Below are 17990 nucleotides of genomic sequence, written 5' to 3'. Positions count from 1 at the left end.
CAGCCTCCGGAGGTGGCGGGTGCTACAGGTCGTAAGTAAAGGCGTCGACGTAGGCATTGCCGGTCGCGGGCTTGCCTGCGCCCTTGGAGGTCAGCGGCACGCTGACATCGCCGCGGGCGTCGCGTTTGTCTTCGACGGCGCTGTCGATGCGGATCTGATACCCGGCATCAATCAGCGTGTCCGCCAGTTCTACGCTGACTTTCAGCGTGCCCCCACTGCCGACGCTGGCGCCGCTGACCCCGTCGAATTCGCTCGGGTTCATCCCGCTGCCCCGGGCCCAGTCGGCCAGGTGCTTGTAATATTTGGCCTTCTTGCCGGCCACCCAGAGGGTTTTCTGGTACTGGCCATTGGCGTCGGTGACGTAGATCGCCAGGTAGGCATCATTGCCGCTGTAGTCCTTGAGCTGCGTGGTCAGGGTCACTTCACGGGCCTGGGCCAGCGCCGGTAGGGTAATGGCGCCGATGAGGCAGGTTGCTGCGATGATCTTTTTCATGAGCGTGTCCTCTTGATCGTCAGGTCGAGAGCCTGGACCTGCCGGCTGACAGCAACCTGAACGGCAGGAAAATTCATAGACAGGTGAGTTGTCATTCGGCGAGCGGGCTGCCGAGATAGTCATTGGCATCGCCGTCATTGCGCAAATGGACCTCGAGTGTCTTCAGGCGCAGCGATGCCGGGGAGTAGCTGGCTTCGATGTCATTGCCTTTGCGGTCCTGGCCCTTGAGTTCGTAACAGCCATCGTCGACCTTGATGCGCTGCACGCGCCAGCCGTATTGCCGCTCTACCTGCTGACGCAAGGTTTCGCGAGGCTGCCAGTCGCTCACCGGGTCGCTGCAGTCGTCACCGGCCAGGGCGTAACCGCTGAGCAGCAAGCTCAACAGCGTGGCATAGGCAATAAAACCGGATTTCATGACTTGTCTCCTGTCGAGGGCGGCGTCTGTGGCATAGCCTAAAGTGCCTTCCTGACAGCCAGCTGAATCTTCAGATTCACATCAGGCACGGCGATTAAGGTGCTGCAAGACAACCATCACGGGAGGTGTCAGATGCGGGTTCTACTGGTTGAGGACGCTCCAGGCCTGGGTGAAGCGGTGCGCGAACAAATTGCTGATGACGGCCACGCCGTCGATTGGGTACAGCGCCTGGACCACGCGCGCAACAGCGTCCGCACGACGCCTTACGACCTGATCTTGCTGGACCTGATGCTTCCGGACGGGCGCGGGTTGGACTTTCTGCGTCAACAACGCGCGGCAGGAGACGTGACCCCGGTGATTATCCTGACCGCTCAGGATCAGATTTCCGATCGTATCGCCGGCCTGAACGCTGGCGCCGATGACTACCTGGTCAAACCGTTCGACCTGTTTGAACTCTCGGCCCGCGTGGCAGCGGTGGGCCGCCGTTATAGCGGCAACCCCAATCCACAGATCAAACTCGGTGATTTGCAGGTCGACATGAGTGCCCGCACGGTGCAGCGGGGCAGTGCGACGGTGGACCTCACGGCGCGGGAATGGGCGCTGTTCGAGGCGTTTGTGCAGCGTCCCAGTGCACTGCTGTCAAAGTCGCAGCTCGAAGAGCGGCTGTATGCGTTCGGCGCTGAAATCGAGAGCAATACCATCGAGGTATACATCAGCCGTCTACGTAAAAAACTCGGACGCGAACTGATCGAAACCGTGCGAGGCATGGGCTACCGGTTAATGTCCGCATGAAGCCGTCTTCGAGCCTGCAGATACGTCTCGGCCTGGGGCTGACGCTTGGTATGACTTTACTCTGGCTGGTAGCGACAGTGGGGGCCTGGCTCGTGGTGCGGCATGAGTTGAACGAAGCGTTCGATAGCGCCTTGGAAGAGACAGCACAACGCATCCTGCCCTTGGCTGTGCTGGAAATCAGCAATCGGGAAGAATCCCGGACTGCACAACACGTAGCGACGCTGAAGATGCACAAGGAGTACCTGACTTACCTGGTGCGCGACGCCAAGGGCAAGATTCTGATGCAATCTCACGACGCCAACCCGGAGATTTTCAACCGACAACCGTCTGAAGGTTTTTCCACTTCTGAAAAATACCGATTGTATGGCGCTAGCGCATTGCGCCAGACACTGTTCATCGAGATGGCCGAACCGCTTGGTCATCGTCGTGAAGCCGCGCGGGAGGCCTTGTTTGCGTTGTTGTTGCCTCTAATGGTGTTGATTCCTGTCAGCCTGGCGGGCACTTGGTTGTTTGTACGTTTCAGCCTGCGCAGCGTGCGGGCTTATCGTCGTGCCATTGAAACACGCGGTGTGGGTGACTTGTCGCCGATCAAGGTGGCGCACCTGCCAGCAGAAATCGATCCGTTGGCGGAGGCGGTCAATCACCTGCTGGAGCGCTTACGCAATGCCCTTGAGGCCGAGCGCAGCTTTACCGCCAACAGCGCTCACGAGCTGCGCACGCCATTGGCCTCGACCCTGGCGCAGATCCAGCGGTTACACCACGAAGCGCCGGAAGGTCCGCTGCGACTGCGTGCGCAGAAGATCGAGCAGGCGTTGCGCGAGCTTTCAAGGCTTTCAGAAAAGCTCATGCAGTTGGCCAAAGCGGAGGGCGGCGGGCTGTTGTCCGAAACGCCACAAGACCTGATTCCGTTGCTTGCCCACGGCGTCGACGAGTGGAACCAGCGCAGCGGGCAGCGCATCGAGTTGCAGTTGCCAAGTCAGGCCGGCGTGTACTCGATCATTGACCCGGACGCGTTTGGCATCCTGCTGCGCAACCTGATTGAGAATGCGCTGAAGTATGGTGCAACGGACCAACCGGTCGAAGTCAGTCTCACCGATCAGGCACAGCTGCGGATAGTCAACAGCGGCCCGGCAGTGCCGCAGTCTGTATTAGAGCACCTGACCGAGCGTTTTGTGCGCGGTCACAGTGAGATCAGTGGTTCAGGGCTGGGCTTGGCGATTGCCAAAACCATCGTGCAGGGGGTAAACGCGCGCATGGCATTGTTCTCCCCGGCAACAGGTCGACGCGATGGGTTTGAAGTCTGCATCTGGTTACCGCTTGCCCCATCCTGAAAGACCCTGGAACTCACCACGTTCAACAGTGCTTTCCCGATACCCGACCCTCGGCCAGGTTGAACGTCAGGAGATGAAGGCCTGCATCTAACGATCCTTGCTCAGGTAGAACGTGGATTGGTCACGCGACTAAGCACTCAGCGCCCGTTTCAACACTTCGTAAATTTTGGCATCACCCGATTGGGCAACGTTGAAACGGAGGAAATCACCCGCAGCCATCGACTGGCTGAACGCATTACCAGGCGCCAGCACTACACCTTCATTCAAGCAAGCCCGAGCCAGCGTTGCTGCATCCTTGCCTTGAGGGAGTTGGCACCAGACGTACATGCCTGACTGGGGCGTTATCCAGGGCTTGATGCCAATGGCCCGAAGCCTCGCTACCGTTCTGTCCATAGCCTCGGCCAGCCTTAGGCGAACACTTTCCATGTGTTTCCGGTACCCGCTATCGGTAATCGCCAGATGGATGATGTCCGCGGCCAGGCGGCCACCCCCGAATGTGGTCGCAATCTTGAGATCGACCAGGCTCTCGATCCAGTCACTGCGAGCCGCGATGTAGCCGCATCGAATCGAAGCGGAGATGGTCTTGGAAAAGCTACCGATCTGGATGACACGAGAGAGGCCATCGAAGGCAGACAGCCGTGGCGCTGGCGCATTCTCGAAATCCCCGAAGATGTCGTCCTCTACAATCACCAGGCTGGAGGTGTCGGCCAGCTTCAGCAACCTGTGTGCCGTGACCGGAGACAGGGTAGCGCCGGTCGGGTTGTGGATGCCTGAATTGGTTATGTACAACCGGGGAGAATGCGCGAGCAGGGCAGCGCCGAAAGCATCGATGTCCGGGCCCGTCGCGGTGTAGGGAACGCCTACGATGTTCACCCTGTGCGCTTTCAGCAGTGCGTGAAAATTGAAATAGCAGGGGTCGTCGACCAGCACAGTGTCCCCCGGCTCAAGCAGAAAACGGCAGACCAGGTCGATGGCGTGGGTGCCGGACTCAGTGAGCATGATCTGTTCAAGAGGGGCTTCGACCCCGATCCCTGTCAGCTTGCGTGACAGGAACTGCCTGAGCGGCAGATGCCCAAGTGGCGAGGCGTACTCCGTCAGTTTCGACGTGTCTAAACGGGCAACGGTGCGAAGCGCCTTGCGCAAGCCGGCTTCGAACATCCAGGAGGCCGGTAGCCACCCGCACCCCGGTTTCAACGCATCGCTAGCGGTGTCTAGAGACTGGCGCGAGATCCACAGCGGGTCCACTTCACGATCAAGCCTTGGGCCGAGTTCGGTGAGCACCAGGGGTGCCACTGGCCCGGCTACGTAAAAGCCGGAGCCAGGGCGAGAGTTGAGTACACCCTCTGCCATCAACCTTTCATAGGCCTCAAGCACCGTAGAAACCGACACTTGCATGGTCTGAGCCATCGCACGCACCGAGGGAATTCTCGCGCCTGGTGTGTAGGTTCGAGAGGCTATCCGCGACTGGATTTCACCCATGACAGTTCGAATTCGCGTTCCGTCCCGTTTCATCGCACCCTCAACTGTGCTGGATTCATATGCATAACAGTTTGGTTTAAGTGTATTGGATTGTACATGGTCTGGGTGAGCCTGTCGGTGATGTACTGAGCCTTGGCTTATCGAGGACTTACCGATGGAAAAATCAGCAAACGGGTGGATCAACGGTTTCATAGGCGTCGCCATCTTTGCAGGCTCGTTGCCGGCAACCCGAGTGGCAGTGGCCGACTTCGAACCGACGTTCCTCACCTGTGCCCGGGCAACAATTGCCGCCATGCTGGGCGCGCTTTTTCTGATCGTGCTACGCCAGCCTCGACCCAAACGGCGGGATTTGTCGCCCTTGGCCGTAACAGCGCTCGGCGTTGTTATCGGTTTCCCGCTACTGACAGCATTTGCCCTTCAGCACATAAGCTCTGCTCACTCCATCGTTTTTGTCGGGCTCCTGCCATTGTGTACCGCAGGATTTGCGGTTCTGCGGGGCGGTGAACGACCTCGGCCATTGTTCTGGCTGTTCTCGTCGACAGGTGCCGGATTGGTCGCTGGCTATGCGTTGATGAACGGAGGCGAGGCGTCGGCGGTGGGCGATCTGCTGATGATGGCTGCGGTTGTGGTCTGTGGGTTGGGCTATGCCGAAGGAGCGCGCCTCTCGCGGACATTGGGTGGTTGGCAGGTGATCAGCTGGGCGTTGCTGGTAGCGTTGCCGTTCATGCTGCTGCTGACGGTGGTCAATCTTCCAGCCCCTGATGACTTTGCCAGGGTAAGTGCCCCTGCGTGGTTCAGCTTTGGCTACGTTTCACTGTTCAGCATGCTGATCGGGTTTGTGTTCTGGTACCGAGGGCTCGTCCAGGGGGGGATTGCGGCAGTGGGCCAATTGCAACTCTTTCAGCCGTTCATGGGGCTTGGGCTGGCAGCGTTGCTTCTGCACGAGCATGTCAGCTGGACGATGCTTCTCGTGACGCTGGGTGCTGTCATCTGTGTTTACGGGGCCAGGAAATATGCCCAATAGATGAACAGCCAGGCAGAGCGCAATGTCGAGCTGATGGGGTTAACGGGGCCGGTTGTCTCGCCACTGCAAAACGGTTGCCGACTTTCGGCGAGACGTACTCCGCACCTCCAACTAGAAAATGGCATCAGCCGGTAATGACTGCGTCTTGGTGGCCGACAAGGCCCGGTTGTCGAACGCGCTGCCCCCCGGCAACCTTGCCCAGTCCAACGGACCGATGGCGATTTCTTCTGCACTCAGCAGGCAATGGTCGAGTTCGCGTTGCAGTGTCTGGGTATCCAGGTCCTGGCCAATGAACACCAGCTCCTGACGGCAATCGCCGACGATGCTGTCCCACTTGGCCATGATGCCCTGCAAGCGATACTTGTCCTGTGGCCACTGTGACGGGTCGATGAAGTTCCACCAATGGCCAACATAGTCCCACTGAAACTGCTGGCCGCTGTGCACCAGCAAGCCGATTTCGCGGTGGCGGCTGGCAAGCCAGAAATAACCTTTGCTGCGCAGAAGACGGCCGTTGCGCCAGGGCCGGGCGAGAAAATCAAGCAAGCGTTGCGGATGGAACGGGGCGCGCGCTCGGTAGACCCATGACGTTACGCCATAGGTCTGCGACTCGCCGGCCGGGGTGTCGTGCGCGCCCATCTGTTTCATCCAGCCGGGCGCTGCGGCAAGGCTGGGCAAATCGAACAGCTGGGTGCCAAGGATGCTCGACAGGGCGACGTTGCCGGTCACCATCGGCAGGATCTGTGCGCCTGGATTGAGCCCGGCGAGAACTGCCTGCAGGGCCTGGTACTGCGCCTCGTCGACCAGGTCGCGTTTGTTGACCAGAATCACGTTGGCATACTCGACCTGCTCGATCAGCAGATCGGCCAGCGGGCGCCTGCTGTCATCCGTGGCGACGTTGGCCCGCGCGACGGTTTCGGGTGAGTCGAGCATGGCCATGAACTGGCTGGCATCGACCACCGTCACCAGCGTATCCAGCCGCGCCAGTTCGCTGAGGCTGAAGCCGTTGGCGTCGAGAAAGGCAAAGGTCTCGGCGACTGGCATCGGCTCGGAAATCCCGGTGGACTCGATCAACAGGTAATCGAAACGCTGCTGGCGCGCCAGCGCGCTGATCTGCTCAAGCAGGTCGGCGCGCAGGGTGCAGCAGATGCAGCCGTTGCTCATCTCTATCAATTCATCCTGGCCACGATACAGCGCAACGTCGCGCTGGACCTGGGCGGCATCGATGTTGACCTCGCTCATGTCATTGACGATAACCGCCACCTTCAGGCCCTGGCGGTTGCGCAGGATGTGGTTGAGCAGGGTGGTCTTGCCTGCGCCGAGGAAGCCTGAAAGGACCGTCACCGGCAGCCGGCCTGCCTGGGCGCCGGCACTCATGCGCGCACCACTCGCGGGCTTTCGACCCTGTCCAGATAGCTTTCAAACAGGTCTACCACCACCAGGCCGTCGTCTGCGGCATCGCCCCACAGGTCCCGCACGCGGAACTCGACATGGTAGGTCGGTTGATGCGCAGCGTTCTGGTCGCCATGGCCAATCGCGTCCGGAAACGGCCACTGTTCAGTGGTCCGGTGCAGCACTACGCCTTGCTTGCCGCGCACATATGCAGGCATGCGCACATGCCCGGCCACGTATTCATCGCGTACGATGACCCGGTCGCCCACTTCAAAAGGCGCTCGCCCGGTAATTGCAGCACGCCCTTGCGCATGGGCGGGGTTGGCCAGCTTGAAGTGCGAGCCGAGTGCTTCATCCAGTTCGGCCTGGGTGATGACGCCTGTTTCGACCAGCAGCGTGGCAGTGGCGATCACATAACGTTCGTAGTATTCGGTGCCGACGTGCTGGCGCACGTCAATGCGTTCGACGGCATGACGTATTTCATCGACGCTGAACTTGTTCAGGTGGTCGACGCCGATGAACATCAGGCTGTAGGCCAGGTGTTCCCAGTCCTGCTTGAACACCTGCTTGTAGCTCAGGCTGTTGATGCGGTGGGGCACTTTGCCAAAGCCCTGGAAACCGCCGAGATCGTGAAAGCCATCCATATTGAACACTCCGGAAGTTGAATGGGGTTGGGTGGTTTTGCTCAGCCAACGCGGGGCAGGGCGACGCCGATCAGCACATCCTTGGTGACCAGTTGCCGCAACTGCTCTTCGTTCATATGCTCTGAGCCCGCTGGCCGTTGCGGCAGCACCAGGTAGCGGCTTTCAGCGCTGGTATCCCAGACCTTGACCACCATGTCACCGGGCAACTCGGTGCCCAGCTCGCGCAATACCGTGCGCCCCTCCCGGACCAACCGCGCACGGAACTCGAAGCCCTTGTACCACTCAGGCGGCAGGCCCAGCACCGGCCAGTTCGTGCAGGAGCACAGGCTGCAGACGATCACGTTTTTCAACTGCGGGGTGTCTTCCAGGGCGACGATGTATTCACCCTGTGGGCCGGTGAAGCCGAACTGGGCGCAGGCGGCCGTACCGTCCTTGAGCAGCAGCTCGCGAAACTGCGGATCGACCCAGGCCTTGGCGACGATGCGCGCGCCGTTTTCCGGGCTCCAGCCGTGTTCCATCAGCTGGGTGAGCTGTTCGATGTAGCCCTCGGGGATGAGGTCTTTGCGCTTGAGCACTGCAAACAGTGCGCGTGCGCGCTCACCAGGGGTTGAAGTTGCCGTCATGGGATTACTCCTCTCGTCCAACACGGTTGTTGAAATCTGTTGTTGTGCCAGTTGTTTTTTTCAGGGGCGCAGCGCCTGCTGCCTGGGTCACAGCGTGCGCCAGTCCACCGCGGCCTCGAACGCTGCCGCGGCCTGATAGATCGTGCCTTCGGCATAGTGCTTGCCGACCAGCATCAGCCCCACCGGCAGGCCGTCGACCAGGCCGCAAGGGATGGACATGGCCGGGTGACCGGTGATGTCTTGTGCGGCGGTATTGCCGAGCATCTCCAGCGCGCGCGAGACACTCTCGGTGATCGAGCAACCTGGTGCCGGCAGCGGCTGGGCGATGATGGGCACGGTTGGCATTACCAGCAGGTCGTAGCGCTCCAGCGCCTTGTCGTAGCCGGCGCGCGCGAAACGGGCGATGTTCTGCGCCTTTGCGTAGTAACGGCCGTGGTAGTGTTCCAGGCCAAACTGGCCAACCAGCATGCACAGCTTGAGCGAGGGCGACAGGGCGTCGGCCTGGGTTCGCCAGCCGGCCTGCTTGTCGAGCAAGGCGACGTCATACAGGCCCTTCCAGTTAAAGCCCGCGCCGTTGCCGTGCATCATCTGCATGGTCAGGCCTTCGCAGCCGATCGGGCTCCATAGCGAGCCGGCCAGCGTATGCTCGGCAACCGATACTTCCTCGACCACTGCGCCCAACGCCTCGAAGCGAGCGATGGCGCTGCGCACCTTGTCGCCAACGCGCTGATCAAGGTTAGCGAGCTGGAAACCTTGCTGGAGGATGCCGATACGCAGCCCGCGTACACCGCGCTCGAGGTAGCTGCCATAGGTATCGACCTCGGGCACGCCCTGGCGTGGGTCAAGGCCGTCGGCACCGGCCATGACTTCGAGCATGAGCGCGTTGTCGCGCACGTTGCTGGTCATCGGGCCGACATGGTCGAAGGTGGCCTCGATCGCCATCACCCCGGTATACGGCACCAGCCCGAAAGTCGGCTTCATGCCATAGATGCCGCACCACGCTGCGGGAATACGTGCTGAACCGCCCTGATCGCCGCCCACCGCCAGGTCAACTTCGCCCGCAGCAACCAGCGCGGCGCTGCCCGACGAAGAGCCGCCGGTGCTGAAACCAGGGCGCAATGGGTTGTGCACGGGTGCCGGGTCCGAGGTGTGGCTGGCGCCGGACAGGCAGTAGTGCTCGCAAGTGGCCTTGCCGAGGATGGTCACCCCGGCGTCGAGCAAACGCGTAACCACAGTGGCATCGAATGACGGTACAAAACCGGCCAGTGGCGCGGCACCGTTCATCATCGGCACGCCCGCCAGCGAGATGTTGTCCTTGAGTGCGACTGTTTTGCCGAGCAGTTTGCCGGTGCTGGCGCCCATCACCTCGGTACGGTAGTACCAGGCGTTCAACGGGTTCTCCCGGCTGGAGGGGCGGTAACCCGCAGTGCGCTCGTAGCGCACCAAGGGGATGAAGTCCGGCAGTTCGTCGACCAGGTCATAGGCGTCGAGGCTTGCCTGCATGAGCGCCAGGTATTCGCTGGCTTGTTCGGGGGTCAGCTGCATGTGCAGGCGGCTGGCGAGGGCCTGCAACTGTTCGAGCGTCGGGCGGATGATGGCCATGGGGTGTCCTGTTTCCGGTGGCAGGCCGCAGGGGCCGATAAATGACTATTCGAGAGGCTCGCCGCGGCTGGGCCTGGTAACAAGCTAGCGCCAGCGCGCGAGCGGTACTTGGTTGAGCAGGACAGTCGCTTTGTTGAGCAGGACTGCGTTGCGCCAAGTGAAGTGCGTCCTGAATGTGGCCGGGTGGGCTTACGGCTCCAACTTGGGCACAGCTGCCTGCTCAGCCGAATCGGTGCGTCCGGGCCACACTACGCCGACGCTTTTCATGCCTTTGGCCGGGTCCATCGTGGGGTTGGCCAACACCACATCGCGGTAGGAAGGGCTGCCGATTACGGCGGGTTTGAACTTGACCAGGAAGTCGTTGACCTCCTTGCGCAGCTCCGGTGGCAGGTTGTAGTCGTTGTAGCACTCCTCCAGGCAATCCAGCGTGGCTTGCCAATGAACCTCGGTAAGCCCCATGCCGCGGTGTGCGGTAACCATGTCCCGGCCGCGGTACTTGGCGCTACCACCCCAGTGTTGCGAGAGGAAGTCGACGAAGTTGATGTGTTCCTTCTGGAAGGTCGACTCGGACATGTGTGCCCAGATATGACCGATCGCCGGGTGGGCCATGGTCTTGCGCAGTACCGCGCCGGCGAACTGGTAGATAGCGTCATAGCCGCCGAGGCGGGTATACAACGAAGGTTGCTGTTCAGGGGTTGCCTGTTGATCAGTCATGTACTGGTGCTCCGTATCTGCTGGGGGGCTTGCTGGTGCCAACGGGCCTTGGGTTAAAAGACCCGGACGTACCTGAGGTTCAGGCGGAAGTTTTCCTTGGGGCCGTTTTCTACCGCGAGGTCACGCCCCAGTTGCACCTGCAGCTGGTCCTTGGCGGTGAAGAACTTGTTCGCGGTGAGGCGCAAGTTGGTGGTTTCGGCGCGGTCGTCCTGCGCCGTTCCATCAATCTGGTTTTCCCCGCCCCAGGTGTGACCGAGGCCAATTGCCAGTGAAGTGCCTGGGTCTACGATGTAGCGCCCCATCAGTTGCGCCCCGTAGGAAACCTCCTGTTCACGGCGCGCAGAGCTGGAGCCGAAGTCGTCGTTGTCGCTGTACCAGATGGCATCACCGACCAGGTCCACAGCCCATTTTTCGCCCAAATGTTTGACGTAGGCGGCCTGCAGATCGACCTTCCAGCGGTTCTCGCCAAGGTTGAGCGCGTCGTCGCGGTCGTAATTGCCAGTGGGGGCGGTGAGGTAGACGGTGGCGCCAAGGATGTCGTTGGCCTCGTTCAAGCGGTACTTGAGCGGCGCCGTCAGGGTGAGGTCGCCGACGCCGCTGGTGTTGCCCAGGCCCGAGGCATCGCTGCCGCTCGATACGCGGCCGAACGGCAGCAGAAATTGCGGCTCCAGGGTCAGTCGATCAGTCAATTGATAGACGTGCAGCAGCCGCAGGATGCCGACGTTGGAGGTCAGGTTGAAATCGGAGCTGACTTTGTGGCCGTTGGCATAAGCGCTGTCGGTGGTGGAATGCTGGTAATAGACCACACCGATCGTTGCACCCACCGGCAGCGCTTCATAATCACCCGGATCAACTTCGAACGCTTGCGCACACACGCTTGGCACGGCTGCCGCGAGCATCAGGTAACGGAGCTGTTTCATGGACAGAGGTCCTTTATTCTGGGCAAAAAGAGCCCCACTGCCGCAGGGACGGCAGGTGCGGGGCTAAACGTGGAGTTGGGGCTAGTTGGAACTGACTTTTGCGTCGCGCAACATGCCGGTGTGTGGGTGGCAGTTGATGTATTCGAACACCTGGCTGCTTGCATCCGACACGGAGACTTCGTGATAGAGCCGCAACTTCTCGAGCCCTGCCGCTACCCGAAAGAAGGTGACGAAAATACGCAGATGGGTGGGGTGCGATTCCGCCCAGCGTTCGAGTTTCTCCAGTGAACGCCAGTGGCCGATGTTGTAACTCATGTCGAGCAAATTGCCGTTCGCGTCGATATTGCGTACAAAGCGATTGCTGTAACAGCCCAGCGGCTGGCCGTTATCGCGTAGAAAATCCATACCATCCTGCAAGGTCGGCAAGATTTCATCCAGATACAGCGAGCGCTCAGCCGATTCTGCCGCTGCCCAGTCCTGGCCCGAGCGAATCAAGGCGATATTGTCATGGCCGAGCACCACCACGCGACCGCCTTTGGCCGGGTCGCCAGCCACGACTCGCAGTTCGCCGTTCGGGTTCATCCAGTCCGTTTGCGATACCGGGAAACGGTCGCGCATCGAGCCCCAGTAACCGTGTTCCTCGATCTCGCCACTGGTGTTGTCCATGATTGCCCCGACCCCGGGCAAATCGCGCTGGAACGCATACAGCGTCTCGAACTGCTCGGCCCGCGGCGCGGTGATTTCGCGGTAGTAACCAAGGCCATCATTCAAGCGTTGCGGCGAACTCCACCAGCCATCCACCTCAGGCGAGCGTGACCAGCGGCAGTAAGCGCCGGTATCTTTCCAGTAGCCGACGATCATCAGGTTGTCGTAGCCACTGCTGTCGGTGTGGTGCGTCAGGTCGTGAGTCAGCGGGCCGTCGCTCAAGCCAAAGCTGTTGAGAATTTCGCGCATCGCCTGCAAGGCCCGCTCACGCTGACCATCACCCTGGTACTGCACCCCCAGATAGGCCATCACCACTTGCGTCAGTTGCTCATCAGCGCGGCCGACCCACATCGGGAAGGGCGGCTGGTAATCATCAGGCACCCGGCGCGATAACGTGCGCGGGCACATGAGGTGTTTATCGATTGCAGATTCCATCACAGGCTCCTTGTTATTTTATGTTCAGAACACGCTCAGCATTGCGTGGTGCGTTCGCCAGCCGGGCGCGCAGCGCACACGCCGCCCACTCGAGCACCCACGATAAAAACTCTTCGGGCGCCAGGTCGCGCCTATGCAGCCACCTGAACTCGTCGGCGATTCGCTGTTGTTGTAATTGCATGGGCTACCTCATCAGCGCAGTTGCTGGAAACAACGTGAGGTCAAAATTAGGGAGGACTGGGCAACGTCGCTTTGTTCGCAAGGACAATCGTTTGGTTGGAAACGACAGCGCCGTAACACCCGCTTGAGCACGAACCGCGATGGTGCAGCGTCCAGGGAAAAGCAGCATTTTTGCCCCGAAATGGGGAGCGATATGGGAGGTTTTGGAAAGCGCCTGTTGGCGCTATAAGGACGAAGGCTGAGATGGCCGCAGCATGTACCAGCGAATACCGCTGGCGTGAATATTGCCTACGCGAACTTCTGTAACAGTGCCCCTTTTTCAAGTTGCCACATGAAGGTGAGCGCCATCATGGCTGAGACCAACCACTATTCGACCCTTGCCGTTTCGCCATCCCGTCGCTTTGATTACTGGCGGGAGGTGGTCTGCCGCCATTGTTTGTCGGCAGACAGCAAACCCTCGTCGCAGAGCAACTTCGAGGGAGCGCTGCAGGTCAACGGCATCGGCCCGTTGGATGTCACGACGCTGTCGTCGCCGCTGCACCACTGGGTGCGCTCCGAGCAACACCTGCGCAGCGACCCCGCCGAAGACATATGGTTGGGAGTCACCCTCGACGGCTACGGCGAAATTGAACAACACAACCGCAAGGCCAGGCTCACGGCCGGCAATGTGTTTCTTTACGACGCAACCCAACCGTTTCGATTCAGCCTGGGTGGTACCGAAAACCACCTTATCCGCATCCCCCGGCCGCTGCTCGCACAGCGCGTCCCGCACATTGCTGACATCACCGCGCTGGTGCTGGAAGAGGGGCGCCCCGGAGTGATCCCGCTGCGGCAGATGATTGGCCAAGCGGCCAGTTCTGCGCCGTTGCTGCGGGACGAAGGCGTCTCCCGACGGTACTCCAACACCATCGTCGACCTGCTGGTGCTCAGCCTTGAGTTGCAGGACCTGAAGACTACCCATCGAGAACTGGATCTTTATGGGCGAATCATGAATTACATTCAACGCCATTTGACTGAGCCGGAGCTGTCGATCGAGTCGATTGCCCTGGCACATCACGTGTCGACACGGACGGTGACACGGGCGTTTGCCCGGCATCAGAAGTCACCGGTTGCCGAGATCTGGAGGGAACGGCTGAATGCTAGCCGCGCGGCGATTGAGTGTGGGCAGGTAAAGAGTGTTTCGCAGGCGGCGTTGGAGTTTGGTTTTTCAGACTTTTCGCATTTTAGCCATGCGTTTCGCAAGGCGTTTGGAGTGGCGCCGCATTCGTTGTTACCGCGCAGTAGGGGGTGAGAATTGAAACCTGCGCTTGGCCACGCTCTGTGCCCCTCAAACAAAAAACCTGATCCCTATGTAAAGGATCAGGTTTAGCCTGACTTACAGGCCCAGTTCGGTCAGCCCTGGGTGATCATCCGGACGGCGACCCAGTGGCCAGTGGAACTTTCGCTCGCTTTCCTTGATGGGCATGTCGTTAATGCAGGCAAAGCGGCGATGCATCAAGCCGTCGGCTTCAAATTCCCAGTTTTCGTTGCCGTAGGAGCGGAACCAGTTGCCCGAATCGTCGTGCCACTCGTAGGCGTAACGGACGGCGATGCGGTTGTCGGTGAAGGCCCAGAGCTCTTTGATCAAGCGGTAGTCCAGTTCTTTCTTCCACTTGCGAGTGAGGAAGTTCCGAGCTTCTTCACGGTTGTTTGCAAACTCGGCACGGTTACGCCATTGGGTGTCCACCGTATAGGCCAGCGCAATCTTTTCCGGCTCACGGGTATTCCAACCATCTTCGGCAAGTCGGACCTTTTCGATGGCCGATTCGCGAGTGAAAGGAGGAAGTGGCGGACGAGCGTGTTCGTTGGACATGGTGGTGCCTCCAATCGTTTGGATGGTTCAGTTGAGTGGGTATTTCTTTAACTTAAAGCGCTTGCGCGCTGCACATCTTTGAGCAAGACCTTTGCGATTTCTCGTGCACTGTCGAGCGCGCTGTGATCACCCATGACGTGGGCCACGGTTATCGTGCCCTCTATAATCAAAAGAAGTTGCTTGGCCAAGCCAGTCGGATCGTTAACACCTAATTCGCTGGTCAGTTCTAGCGTGTAGTCCAGCAGCTTTTGTTTATGCAGTTTTGCGATCTGTCGAACAGGATCGTCTGCGTCACCCACCTCTCCGGCTGTGTTGATAAAAGCACATCCGCGAAAACCGTCTGACTCGAACCAGCTTTTGAGGGCATCAAAAATGCCAAGGATGCGTGCTTCTGGCGTTTGCGCTTTTTCGCATTCACTTCTGAACCACGTCATCCAACGTATATCGCGGGCATTGAGTGCCGCTGCTGCTACGTCGTCTTTATTCGCAAAATAGCGATAAATACTTTTACGGGCGACGCCCGAGGTCTTTACCAACAGGTCCATGCCCGTGGCGTGAATCCCGTTTTCGTAAATCAGCTTCTCGGCAGTCGCCAGGATTTTTTCGCGTGTGTCAGTCATTGGCTTATCCATGTAGCCAGAGTAGAACGATCGTTCTCCCTGGTCAAGCAGCGCTTGAAACTATTCGATTGCGTGCAGCGGGGTGCCGGCGTGCTTTCGATCAGGGCGGCTGGCTTCCCGCTGATCAGTCGCGCTCCAGTTCGGCGAAGCGGCTGGACAACCAGGCGTGCAGGTGCCTTACCGCAGGCGACAACTGCTTGCGGTGCGGGCACACCAGGCTCAAAGGCATGGTCGGCCCGGGGTAGTCCTGCAATAGCACGACAAGTCTTCCCGCCAGCACATCGTCGCTCACATCCAGCCACGACTTGTAGGTTATCCCTTCGCCGCCCACGGCCCAGCGCCGGGCAATATCGGCGTCGTCGCAGAGCAGGGCGCCACGCACCTGGACGGTCTGCGTACCCAGTTGCCACTTGTCGTAGACCCGGCCCTGTTGCATGTACAGCAGGCACTGGTGTTCGAGCAGATCTTCGGGGGCTTGCACGGTGCCTTCCCGCGCCAGGTACTCGGGCGAGGCCACCAGTACCTTGCGGTTCCAAGGTGCCAGTGGCAGGGCTACATAGTTGGCGTCGGCGTTCAGGCCATAGCGGATGGCGATATCCACCGGATCGCGGAACAGATCGGCGATCTGGTCGGAGAGGAAGAAGCGCAGGTTCAACTGGGGATGCTCTCGGCGAAACGCCGTGAGCCAGGGCAGCAGCACGTTGCGCCCCAGATCGGAGGGCGCGGCCACCTGCAACGTTCCGCTGAGCTGGGCGCTTTCCTGACGCAGGTTGTCGCGTCCGTGCCTGAGGGCTTCCAGGGCAATCAGGGCCGAGGGCAGGTACTGCTCGCCTTCGGCTGTGAGGCGCAAGCTGCGCGTGGTGCGGGCAAACAATCGCACATCCAGCTCACGCTCCAGGCGCTTGACTGCTTCGGCCGCCTGGCCGGGTAGCAGATCGGCCTCGCGGGCCGCCGCGGTAAAGCTGCCCAGCGCGGCGCTGCGAACGAAGATGCCCAGGTCGTCGAGACGGATCATTATCACTCCTGCAATGAAAGTGTTGACGGGCAGGGCCCGTTTTTCCCGGACGCCAGGCACGCCAGACTCAATGCCAAATCAAACCACATTCAGCAGCGAGTGCCCATGAAAGCGATCAGTTTCATCCACAAAGGTTTGCCTATCGAAGACCCTGCGTCTCTTCAAGACATCTTCATGCCCAAGCCCAGCCCTGGGCCCAGGGACCTTCTGGTCGAGGTCAACGCCGTGTCGGTCAACCCCGTCGACACCAAGGTGCGCGCCGGCACTTTCACGCGTGAGCCGAAAATACTCGGCTGGGACGCGGCCGGTATCGTCCGCGAAGTCGGGGCCCAGGTGACCCTGTTCAAGCCCGGAGACCAGGTGTACTACGCCGGCTCCATCGCCCGGCCCGGCAGCTACAGCGAATATCACCTGGTTGACGAACGTATCGTCGGGCATCAACCGCGTAGCCTGGGTGCAGCACAGGCAGCCGCGCTGCCGCTGACGGCCATCACCGCCTGGGAACTGCTGTTCGATCGCCTGGGCATCGTGGAGGGCGGCGGGGAGGGCGATGCCCTGCTGATCGTTGGCGCTGCCGGTGGCGTCGGTTCGATGCTGGTGCAGTTGGCCCGGCAACTGACCCGCCTGACGGTTATCGGCACGGCCTCCCGCGCCGAGACCAGCAACTGGGTACGCGAACTGGGCGCCCATCACGTCATCGATCACAGTGCGCCGCTGCAAGGGCAGCTGCAGGCCTTGGGGATCGAGTCAGTCAGCCATGTCGCCAGCCTTACCCATACTGATCAACACTTTGCGCAACTGGTTGAAGTGCTGCGACCACAAGGTCGCCTGGGCGTGATCGACGACCCGCAGACCCTGGACGTCATGCCGCTCAAGCGCAAGTCGCTGTCGCTGCACTGGGAGCTGATGTTCACCCGCTCGCTTTACGAAACCGACGACATGGTGCGCCAGCACGAGCTGCTCGAGCGCGTGGCCGGGCTGATCGATCAAGGCATCCTGCGGACCACCTTGGGCGAGCATTTCGGCGCCATCAATGCCGCCAACATGCGCCGTGCCCATGCGCTGGTCGAGAGTGGCAAGGCGCGCGGCAAGATCGTCCTGGAAGGCTTCTGAAACCTGTTTGACCGACAACGGCGGACCGGTCGATCCGGTCTGCCAGGAGCATGCATGCTTGAACGAACCGTGTTTCTCTGCGCCGCGCAGATTCCCGGCGCTACGCCCGGTGAAACGCATGCACACATTGAAGCAGGCACTACCGTGCCTGCTCTTTGCAACTGACCAGGAGCTTGATGTGAACCGACAAGATTACCCCCTCGTTTCCCTCGCCATCCTCAAGGCCAAACCAGGCCAGGCACCAACGCTCAAAGCGGCCTTGCTGGCGTTGATCGAACCGACTCGGGCGGAGCCCGGTAACCGCGACTACATGCTGTTCGAACGTCGTGACGAGCCAGGGACGTTCTACATGCGCGAGGCGTTCGATAACCAGCAGGCCCTGGATGCGCACCTGACCACTGCTCATTTCCAGCGGTTTGCCGAGCAGGCTGAACAGCTGCTGGCAGAGCCCTTGCAACTGATCTTCCTTGACCCGGTGTCATCTGCCGTTGCGCCCTGTCCCTGAGGTCATTCATCCAGGCCCTGGCCACTGTGGCATTACTGCCAGCAGCATTGGCACGTAGGCTCACCCAAGCGTGGCGGGCAAACAGAGCCAGGCCATGCTGCGTTGAAAACAGCCTCGCCTGACCTGCGTCTCAAGACTT

Annotated in this window: 20 protein-coding genes; 6 read left to right on the top strand and 14 right to left on the bottom strand. The window is 60.4% G+C overall.

Features of this window, described 5'->3' with window-relative positions:
- Nucleotides 1–22: 22 nt before the first annotated feature.
- Entirely contained in the window at nt 23–493 is a 471-nt protein-coding gene (locus ACZ889_RS19375) for a DUF2271 domain-containing protein (protein ID WP_003248166.1), read from the bottom strand.
- A gap of 91 nt (nt 494–584) precedes the next feature.
- Nucleotides 585–908 (bottom strand): PepSY domain-containing protein, encoded by a 324-nt coding sequence (locus ACZ889_RS19370; protein ID WP_476257692.1) that lies wholly within the window; start codon nt 906–908, stop codon nt 585–587.
- A gap of 132 nt (nt 909–1040) precedes the next feature.
- On the opposite strand from ACZ889_RS19370, the gene ACZ889_RS19365 reads away from it, so the two are divergent.
- Together ACZ889_RS19365 and ACZ889_RS19360 are read left to right on the top strand one after the other, a co-directional pair.
- Nucleotides 1041–1700, top strand: a complete 660-nt coding sequence (locus tag ACZ889_RS19365) for a response regulator transcription factor (protein ID WP_003248169.1) — start codon at nt 1041–1043, stop codon at nt 1698–1700.
- Nucleotides 1697–3031 (top strand): sensor histidine kinase, encoded by a 1335-nt coding sequence (locus ACZ889_RS19360; protein ID WP_047604928.1) that lies wholly within the window; start codon nt 1697–1699, stop codon nt 3029–3031. Before ACZ889_RS19365 ends, ACZ889_RS19360 begins: the two co-directional genes overlap by 4 nt.
- A 129-nt stretch (nt 3032–3160) precedes the next feature.
- Here ACZ889_RS19360 and ACZ889_RS19355 read toward each other — a convergent pair whose 3' ends face one another.
- Nucleotides 3161–4543 (bottom strand): aminotransferase-like domain-containing protein, encoded by a 1383-nt coding sequence (locus ACZ889_RS19355; protein WP_180690116.1) that lies wholly within the window; start codon nt 4541–4543, stop codon nt 3161–3163.
- Nucleotides 4544–4664: 121 nt separating this feature from the next.
- On the opposite strand from ACZ889_RS19355, the gene ACZ889_RS19350 reads away from it, so the two are divergent.
- A complete protein-coding gene (locus tag ACZ889_RS19350; RefSeq protein WP_180689965.1) occupies nt 4665–5534 on the top strand; it encodes a DMT family transporter in 870 nt (289 codons plus the stop codon).
- Nucleotides 5535–5645: 111 nt separating this feature from the next.
- On the opposite strand, the gene ACZ889_RS19345 is transcribed toward ACZ889_RS19350, so the two are convergent.
- The 8 genes from ACZ889_RS19345 to ACZ889_RS19310 all read right to left on the bottom strand — a co-directional run bounded on the left by ACZ889_RS19345 (nt 5646) and on the right by ACZ889_RS19310 (nt 12747).
- Nucleotides 5646–6908 carry a GTP-binding protein gene (locus ACZ889_RS19345; protein ID WP_180689966.1) on the bottom strand — a complete coding sequence of 421 codons (1263 nt, stop codon included), beginning with the start codon at nt 6906–6908 and terminating at the stop codon, nt 5646–5648.
- Nucleotides 6905–7567, bottom strand: a complete 663-nt coding sequence (nthB, locus tag ACZ889_RS19340) for a nitrile hydratase subunit beta (RefSeq protein ID WP_180689967.1) — start codon at nt 7565–7567, stop codon at nt 6905–6907. The genes ACZ889_RS19345 and nthB overlap by 4 nt, the downstream gene beginning before the upstream one ends.
- Nucleotides 7568–7608: 41 nt before the next feature.
- A complete protein-coding gene (gene nthA, locus ACZ889_RS19335) occupies nt 7609–8190 on the bottom strand; it encodes a nitrile hydratase subunit alpha (RefSeq protein WP_064490623.1) in 582 nt (193 codons plus the stop codon).
- 87 nt (nt 8191–8277) lie between these two features.
- On the bottom strand, nt 8278–9792 hold the full coding sequence (locus ACZ889_RS19330; RefSeq protein ID WP_088512160.1) for an amidase: 1515 nt from the start codon (nt 9790–9792) through the stop codon (nt 8278–8280).
- A 189-nt stretch (nt 9793–9981) separates the two neighbouring features.
- Nucleotides 9982–10506, bottom strand: coding sequence for a group I truncated hemoglobin (locus ACZ889_RS19325; RefSeq protein ID WP_088512159.1), 525 nt, complete (start codon nt 10504–10506; stop codon nt 9982–9984).
- A gap of 53 nt (nt 10507–10559) precedes the next feature.
- A complete protein-coding gene (locus ACZ889_RS19320; RefSeq protein ID WP_180689969.1) occupies nt 10560–11426 on the bottom strand; it encodes a transporter in 867 nt (288 codons plus the stop codon).
- 81 nt (nt 11427–11507) lie between these two features.
- Nucleotides 11508–12566 carry an aliphatic aldoxime dehydratase gene (oxdA, locus tag ACZ889_RS19315; RefSeq protein ID WP_088512157.1) on the bottom strand — a complete coding sequence of 353 codons (1059 nt, stop codon included), beginning with the start codon at nt 12564–12566 and terminating at the stop codon, nt 11508–11510.
- Between the two features lie 13 nt (nt 12567–12579).
- Nucleotides 12580–12747 carry a hypothetical protein gene (locus ACZ889_RS19310; RefSeq protein WP_178085897.1) on the bottom strand — a complete coding sequence of 56 codons (168 nt, stop codon included), beginning with the start codon at nt 12745–12747 and terminating at the stop codon, nt 12580–12582.
- 348 nt (nt 12748–13095) lie between these two features.
- Here ACZ889_RS19310 and ACZ889_RS19305 point away from each other — a divergent pair, with 348 nt between their 5' ends.
- Nucleotides 13096–14037, top strand: coding sequence for an AraC-like ligand-binding domain-containing protein (locus ACZ889_RS19305; protein WP_041167384.1), 942 nt, complete (start codon nt 13096–13098; stop codon nt 14035–14037).
- A gap of 84 nt (nt 14038–14121) precedes the next feature.
- Here the strand turns inward: ACZ889_RS19305 and ACZ889_RS19300 are convergent, their stop codons facing one another.
- The 3 genes from ACZ889_RS19300 to ACZ889_RS19290 all read right to left on the bottom strand — a co-directional run bounded on the left by ACZ889_RS19300 (nt 14122) and on the right by ACZ889_RS19290 (nt 16233).
- Nucleotides 14122–14598, bottom strand: coding sequence for a nuclear transport factor 2 family protein (locus ACZ889_RS19300; protein WP_014756490.1), 477 nt, complete (start codon nt 14596–14598; stop codon nt 14122–14124).
- A gap of 47 nt (nt 14599–14645) precedes the next feature.
- On the bottom strand, nt 14646–15230 hold the full coding sequence (locus tag ACZ889_RS19295; RefSeq protein ID WP_014756491.1) for a TetR/AcrR family transcriptional regulator: 585 nt from the start codon (nt 15228–15230) through the stop codon (nt 14646–14648).
- A gap of 112 nt (nt 15231–15342) precedes the next feature.
- On the bottom strand, nt 15343–16233 hold the full coding sequence (locus tag ACZ889_RS19290; protein WP_017147641.1) for a LysR family transcriptional regulator: 891 nt from the start codon (nt 16231–16233) through the stop codon (nt 15343–15345).
- A gap of 105 nt (nt 16234–16338) precedes the next feature.
- Between ACZ889_RS19290 and ACZ889_RS19285 the strand changes: the two genes are divergently transcribed.
- Both ACZ889_RS19285 and ACZ889_RS19280 read left to right on the top strand, forming a co-directional pair.
- A complete protein-coding gene (locus tag ACZ889_RS19285; protein WP_003248183.1) occupies nt 16339–17346 on the top strand; it encodes a zinc-binding alcohol dehydrogenase family protein in 1008 nt (335 codons plus the stop codon).
- 118 nt (nt 17347–17464) lie between these two features.
- Nucleotides 17465–17851, top strand: a complete 387-nt coding sequence (locus tag ACZ889_RS19280) for a putative quinol monooxygenase (RefSeq protein WP_080580378.1) — start codon at nt 17465–17467, stop codon at nt 17849–17851.
- Nucleotides 17852–17990: the final 139 nt, after the last annotated feature.

This window comes from Pseudomonas sp. TE3895, assembly GCF_056278855.1.
This window is presented reverse-complemented; position numbering and strand designations above follow the sequence as displayed.

Coding starts and splice junctions, on each gene's coding strand:
- ACZ889_RS19375 (WP_003248166.1), bottom strand. CDS start 493: ATGAAAAAGATCATCGCAGCAACCTGCCTCATCGGCGCCATTACCCTA.
- ACZ889_RS19370 (WP_476257692.1), bottom strand. CDS start 908: ATGAAATCCGGTTTTATTGCCTATGCCACGCTGTTGAGCTTGCTGCTC.
- ACZ889_RS19365 (WP_003248169.1), top strand. CDS start 1,041: ATGCGGGTTCTACTGGTTGAGGACGCTCCAGGCCTGGGTGAAGCGGTG.
- ACZ889_RS19360 (WP_047604928.1), top strand. CDS start 1,697: ATGAAGCCGTCTTCGAGCCTGCAGATACGTCTCGGCCTGGGGCTGACG.
- ACZ889_RS19355 (WP_180690116.1), bottom strand. CDS start 4,543: ATGAAACGGGACGGAACGCGAATTCGAACTGTCATGGGTGAAATCCAG.
- ACZ889_RS19350 (WP_180689965.1), top strand. CDS start 4,665: ATGGAAAAATCAGCAAACGGGTGGATCAACGGTTTCATAGGCGTCGCC.
- ACZ889_RS19345 (WP_180689966.1), bottom strand. CDS start 6,908: ATGAGTGCCGGCGCCCAGGCAGGCCGGCTGCCGGTGACGGTCCTTTCA.
- nthB (WP_180689967.1), bottom strand. CDS start 7,567: ATGGATGGCTTTCACGATCTCGGCGGTTTCCAGGGCTTTGGCAAAGTG.
- nthA (WP_064490623.1), bottom strand. CDS start 8,190: ATGACGGCAACTTCAACCCCTGGTGAGCGCGCACGCGCACTGTTTGCA.
- ACZ889_RS19330 (WP_088512160.1), bottom strand. CDS start 9,792: ATGGCCATCATCCGCCCGACGCTCGAACAGTTGCAGGCCCTCGCCAGC.
- ACZ889_RS19325 (WP_088512159.1), bottom strand. CDS start 10,506: ATGACTGATCAACAGGCAACCCCTGAACAGCAACCTTCGTTGTATACC.
- ACZ889_RS19320 (WP_180689969.1), bottom strand. CDS start 11,426: ATGAAACAGCTCCGTTACCTGATGCTCGCGGCAGCCGTGCCAAGCGTG.
- oxdA (WP_088512157.1), bottom strand. CDS start 12,566: ATGGAATCTGCAATCGATAAACACCTCATGTGCCCGCGCACGTTATCG.
- ACZ889_RS19310 (WP_178085897.1), bottom strand. CDS start 12,747: ATGCAATTACAACAACAGCGAATCGCCGACGAGTTCAGGTGGCTGCAT.
- ACZ889_RS19305 (WP_041167384.1), top strand. CDS start 13,096: ATGGCTGAGACCAACCACTATTCGACCCTTGCCGTTTCGCCATCCCGT.
- ACZ889_RS19300 (WP_014756490.1), bottom strand. CDS start 14,598: ATGTCCAACGAACACGCTCGTCCGCCACTTCCTCCTTTCACTCGCGAA.
- ACZ889_RS19295 (WP_014756491.1), bottom strand. CDS start 15,230: ATGGATAAGCCAATGACTGACACACGCGAAAAAATCCTGGCGACTGCC.
- ACZ889_RS19290 (WP_017147641.1), bottom strand. CDS start 16,233: ATGATCCGTCTCGACGACCTGGGCATCTTCGTTCGCAGCGCCGCGCTG.
- ACZ889_RS19285 (WP_003248183.1), top strand. CDS start 16,339: ATGAAAGCGATCAGTTTCATCCACAAAGGTTTGCCTATCGAAGACCCT.
- ACZ889_RS19280 (WP_080580378.1), top strand. CDS start 17,465: ATGCACACATTGAAGCAGGCACTACCGTGCCTGCTCTTTGCAACTGAC.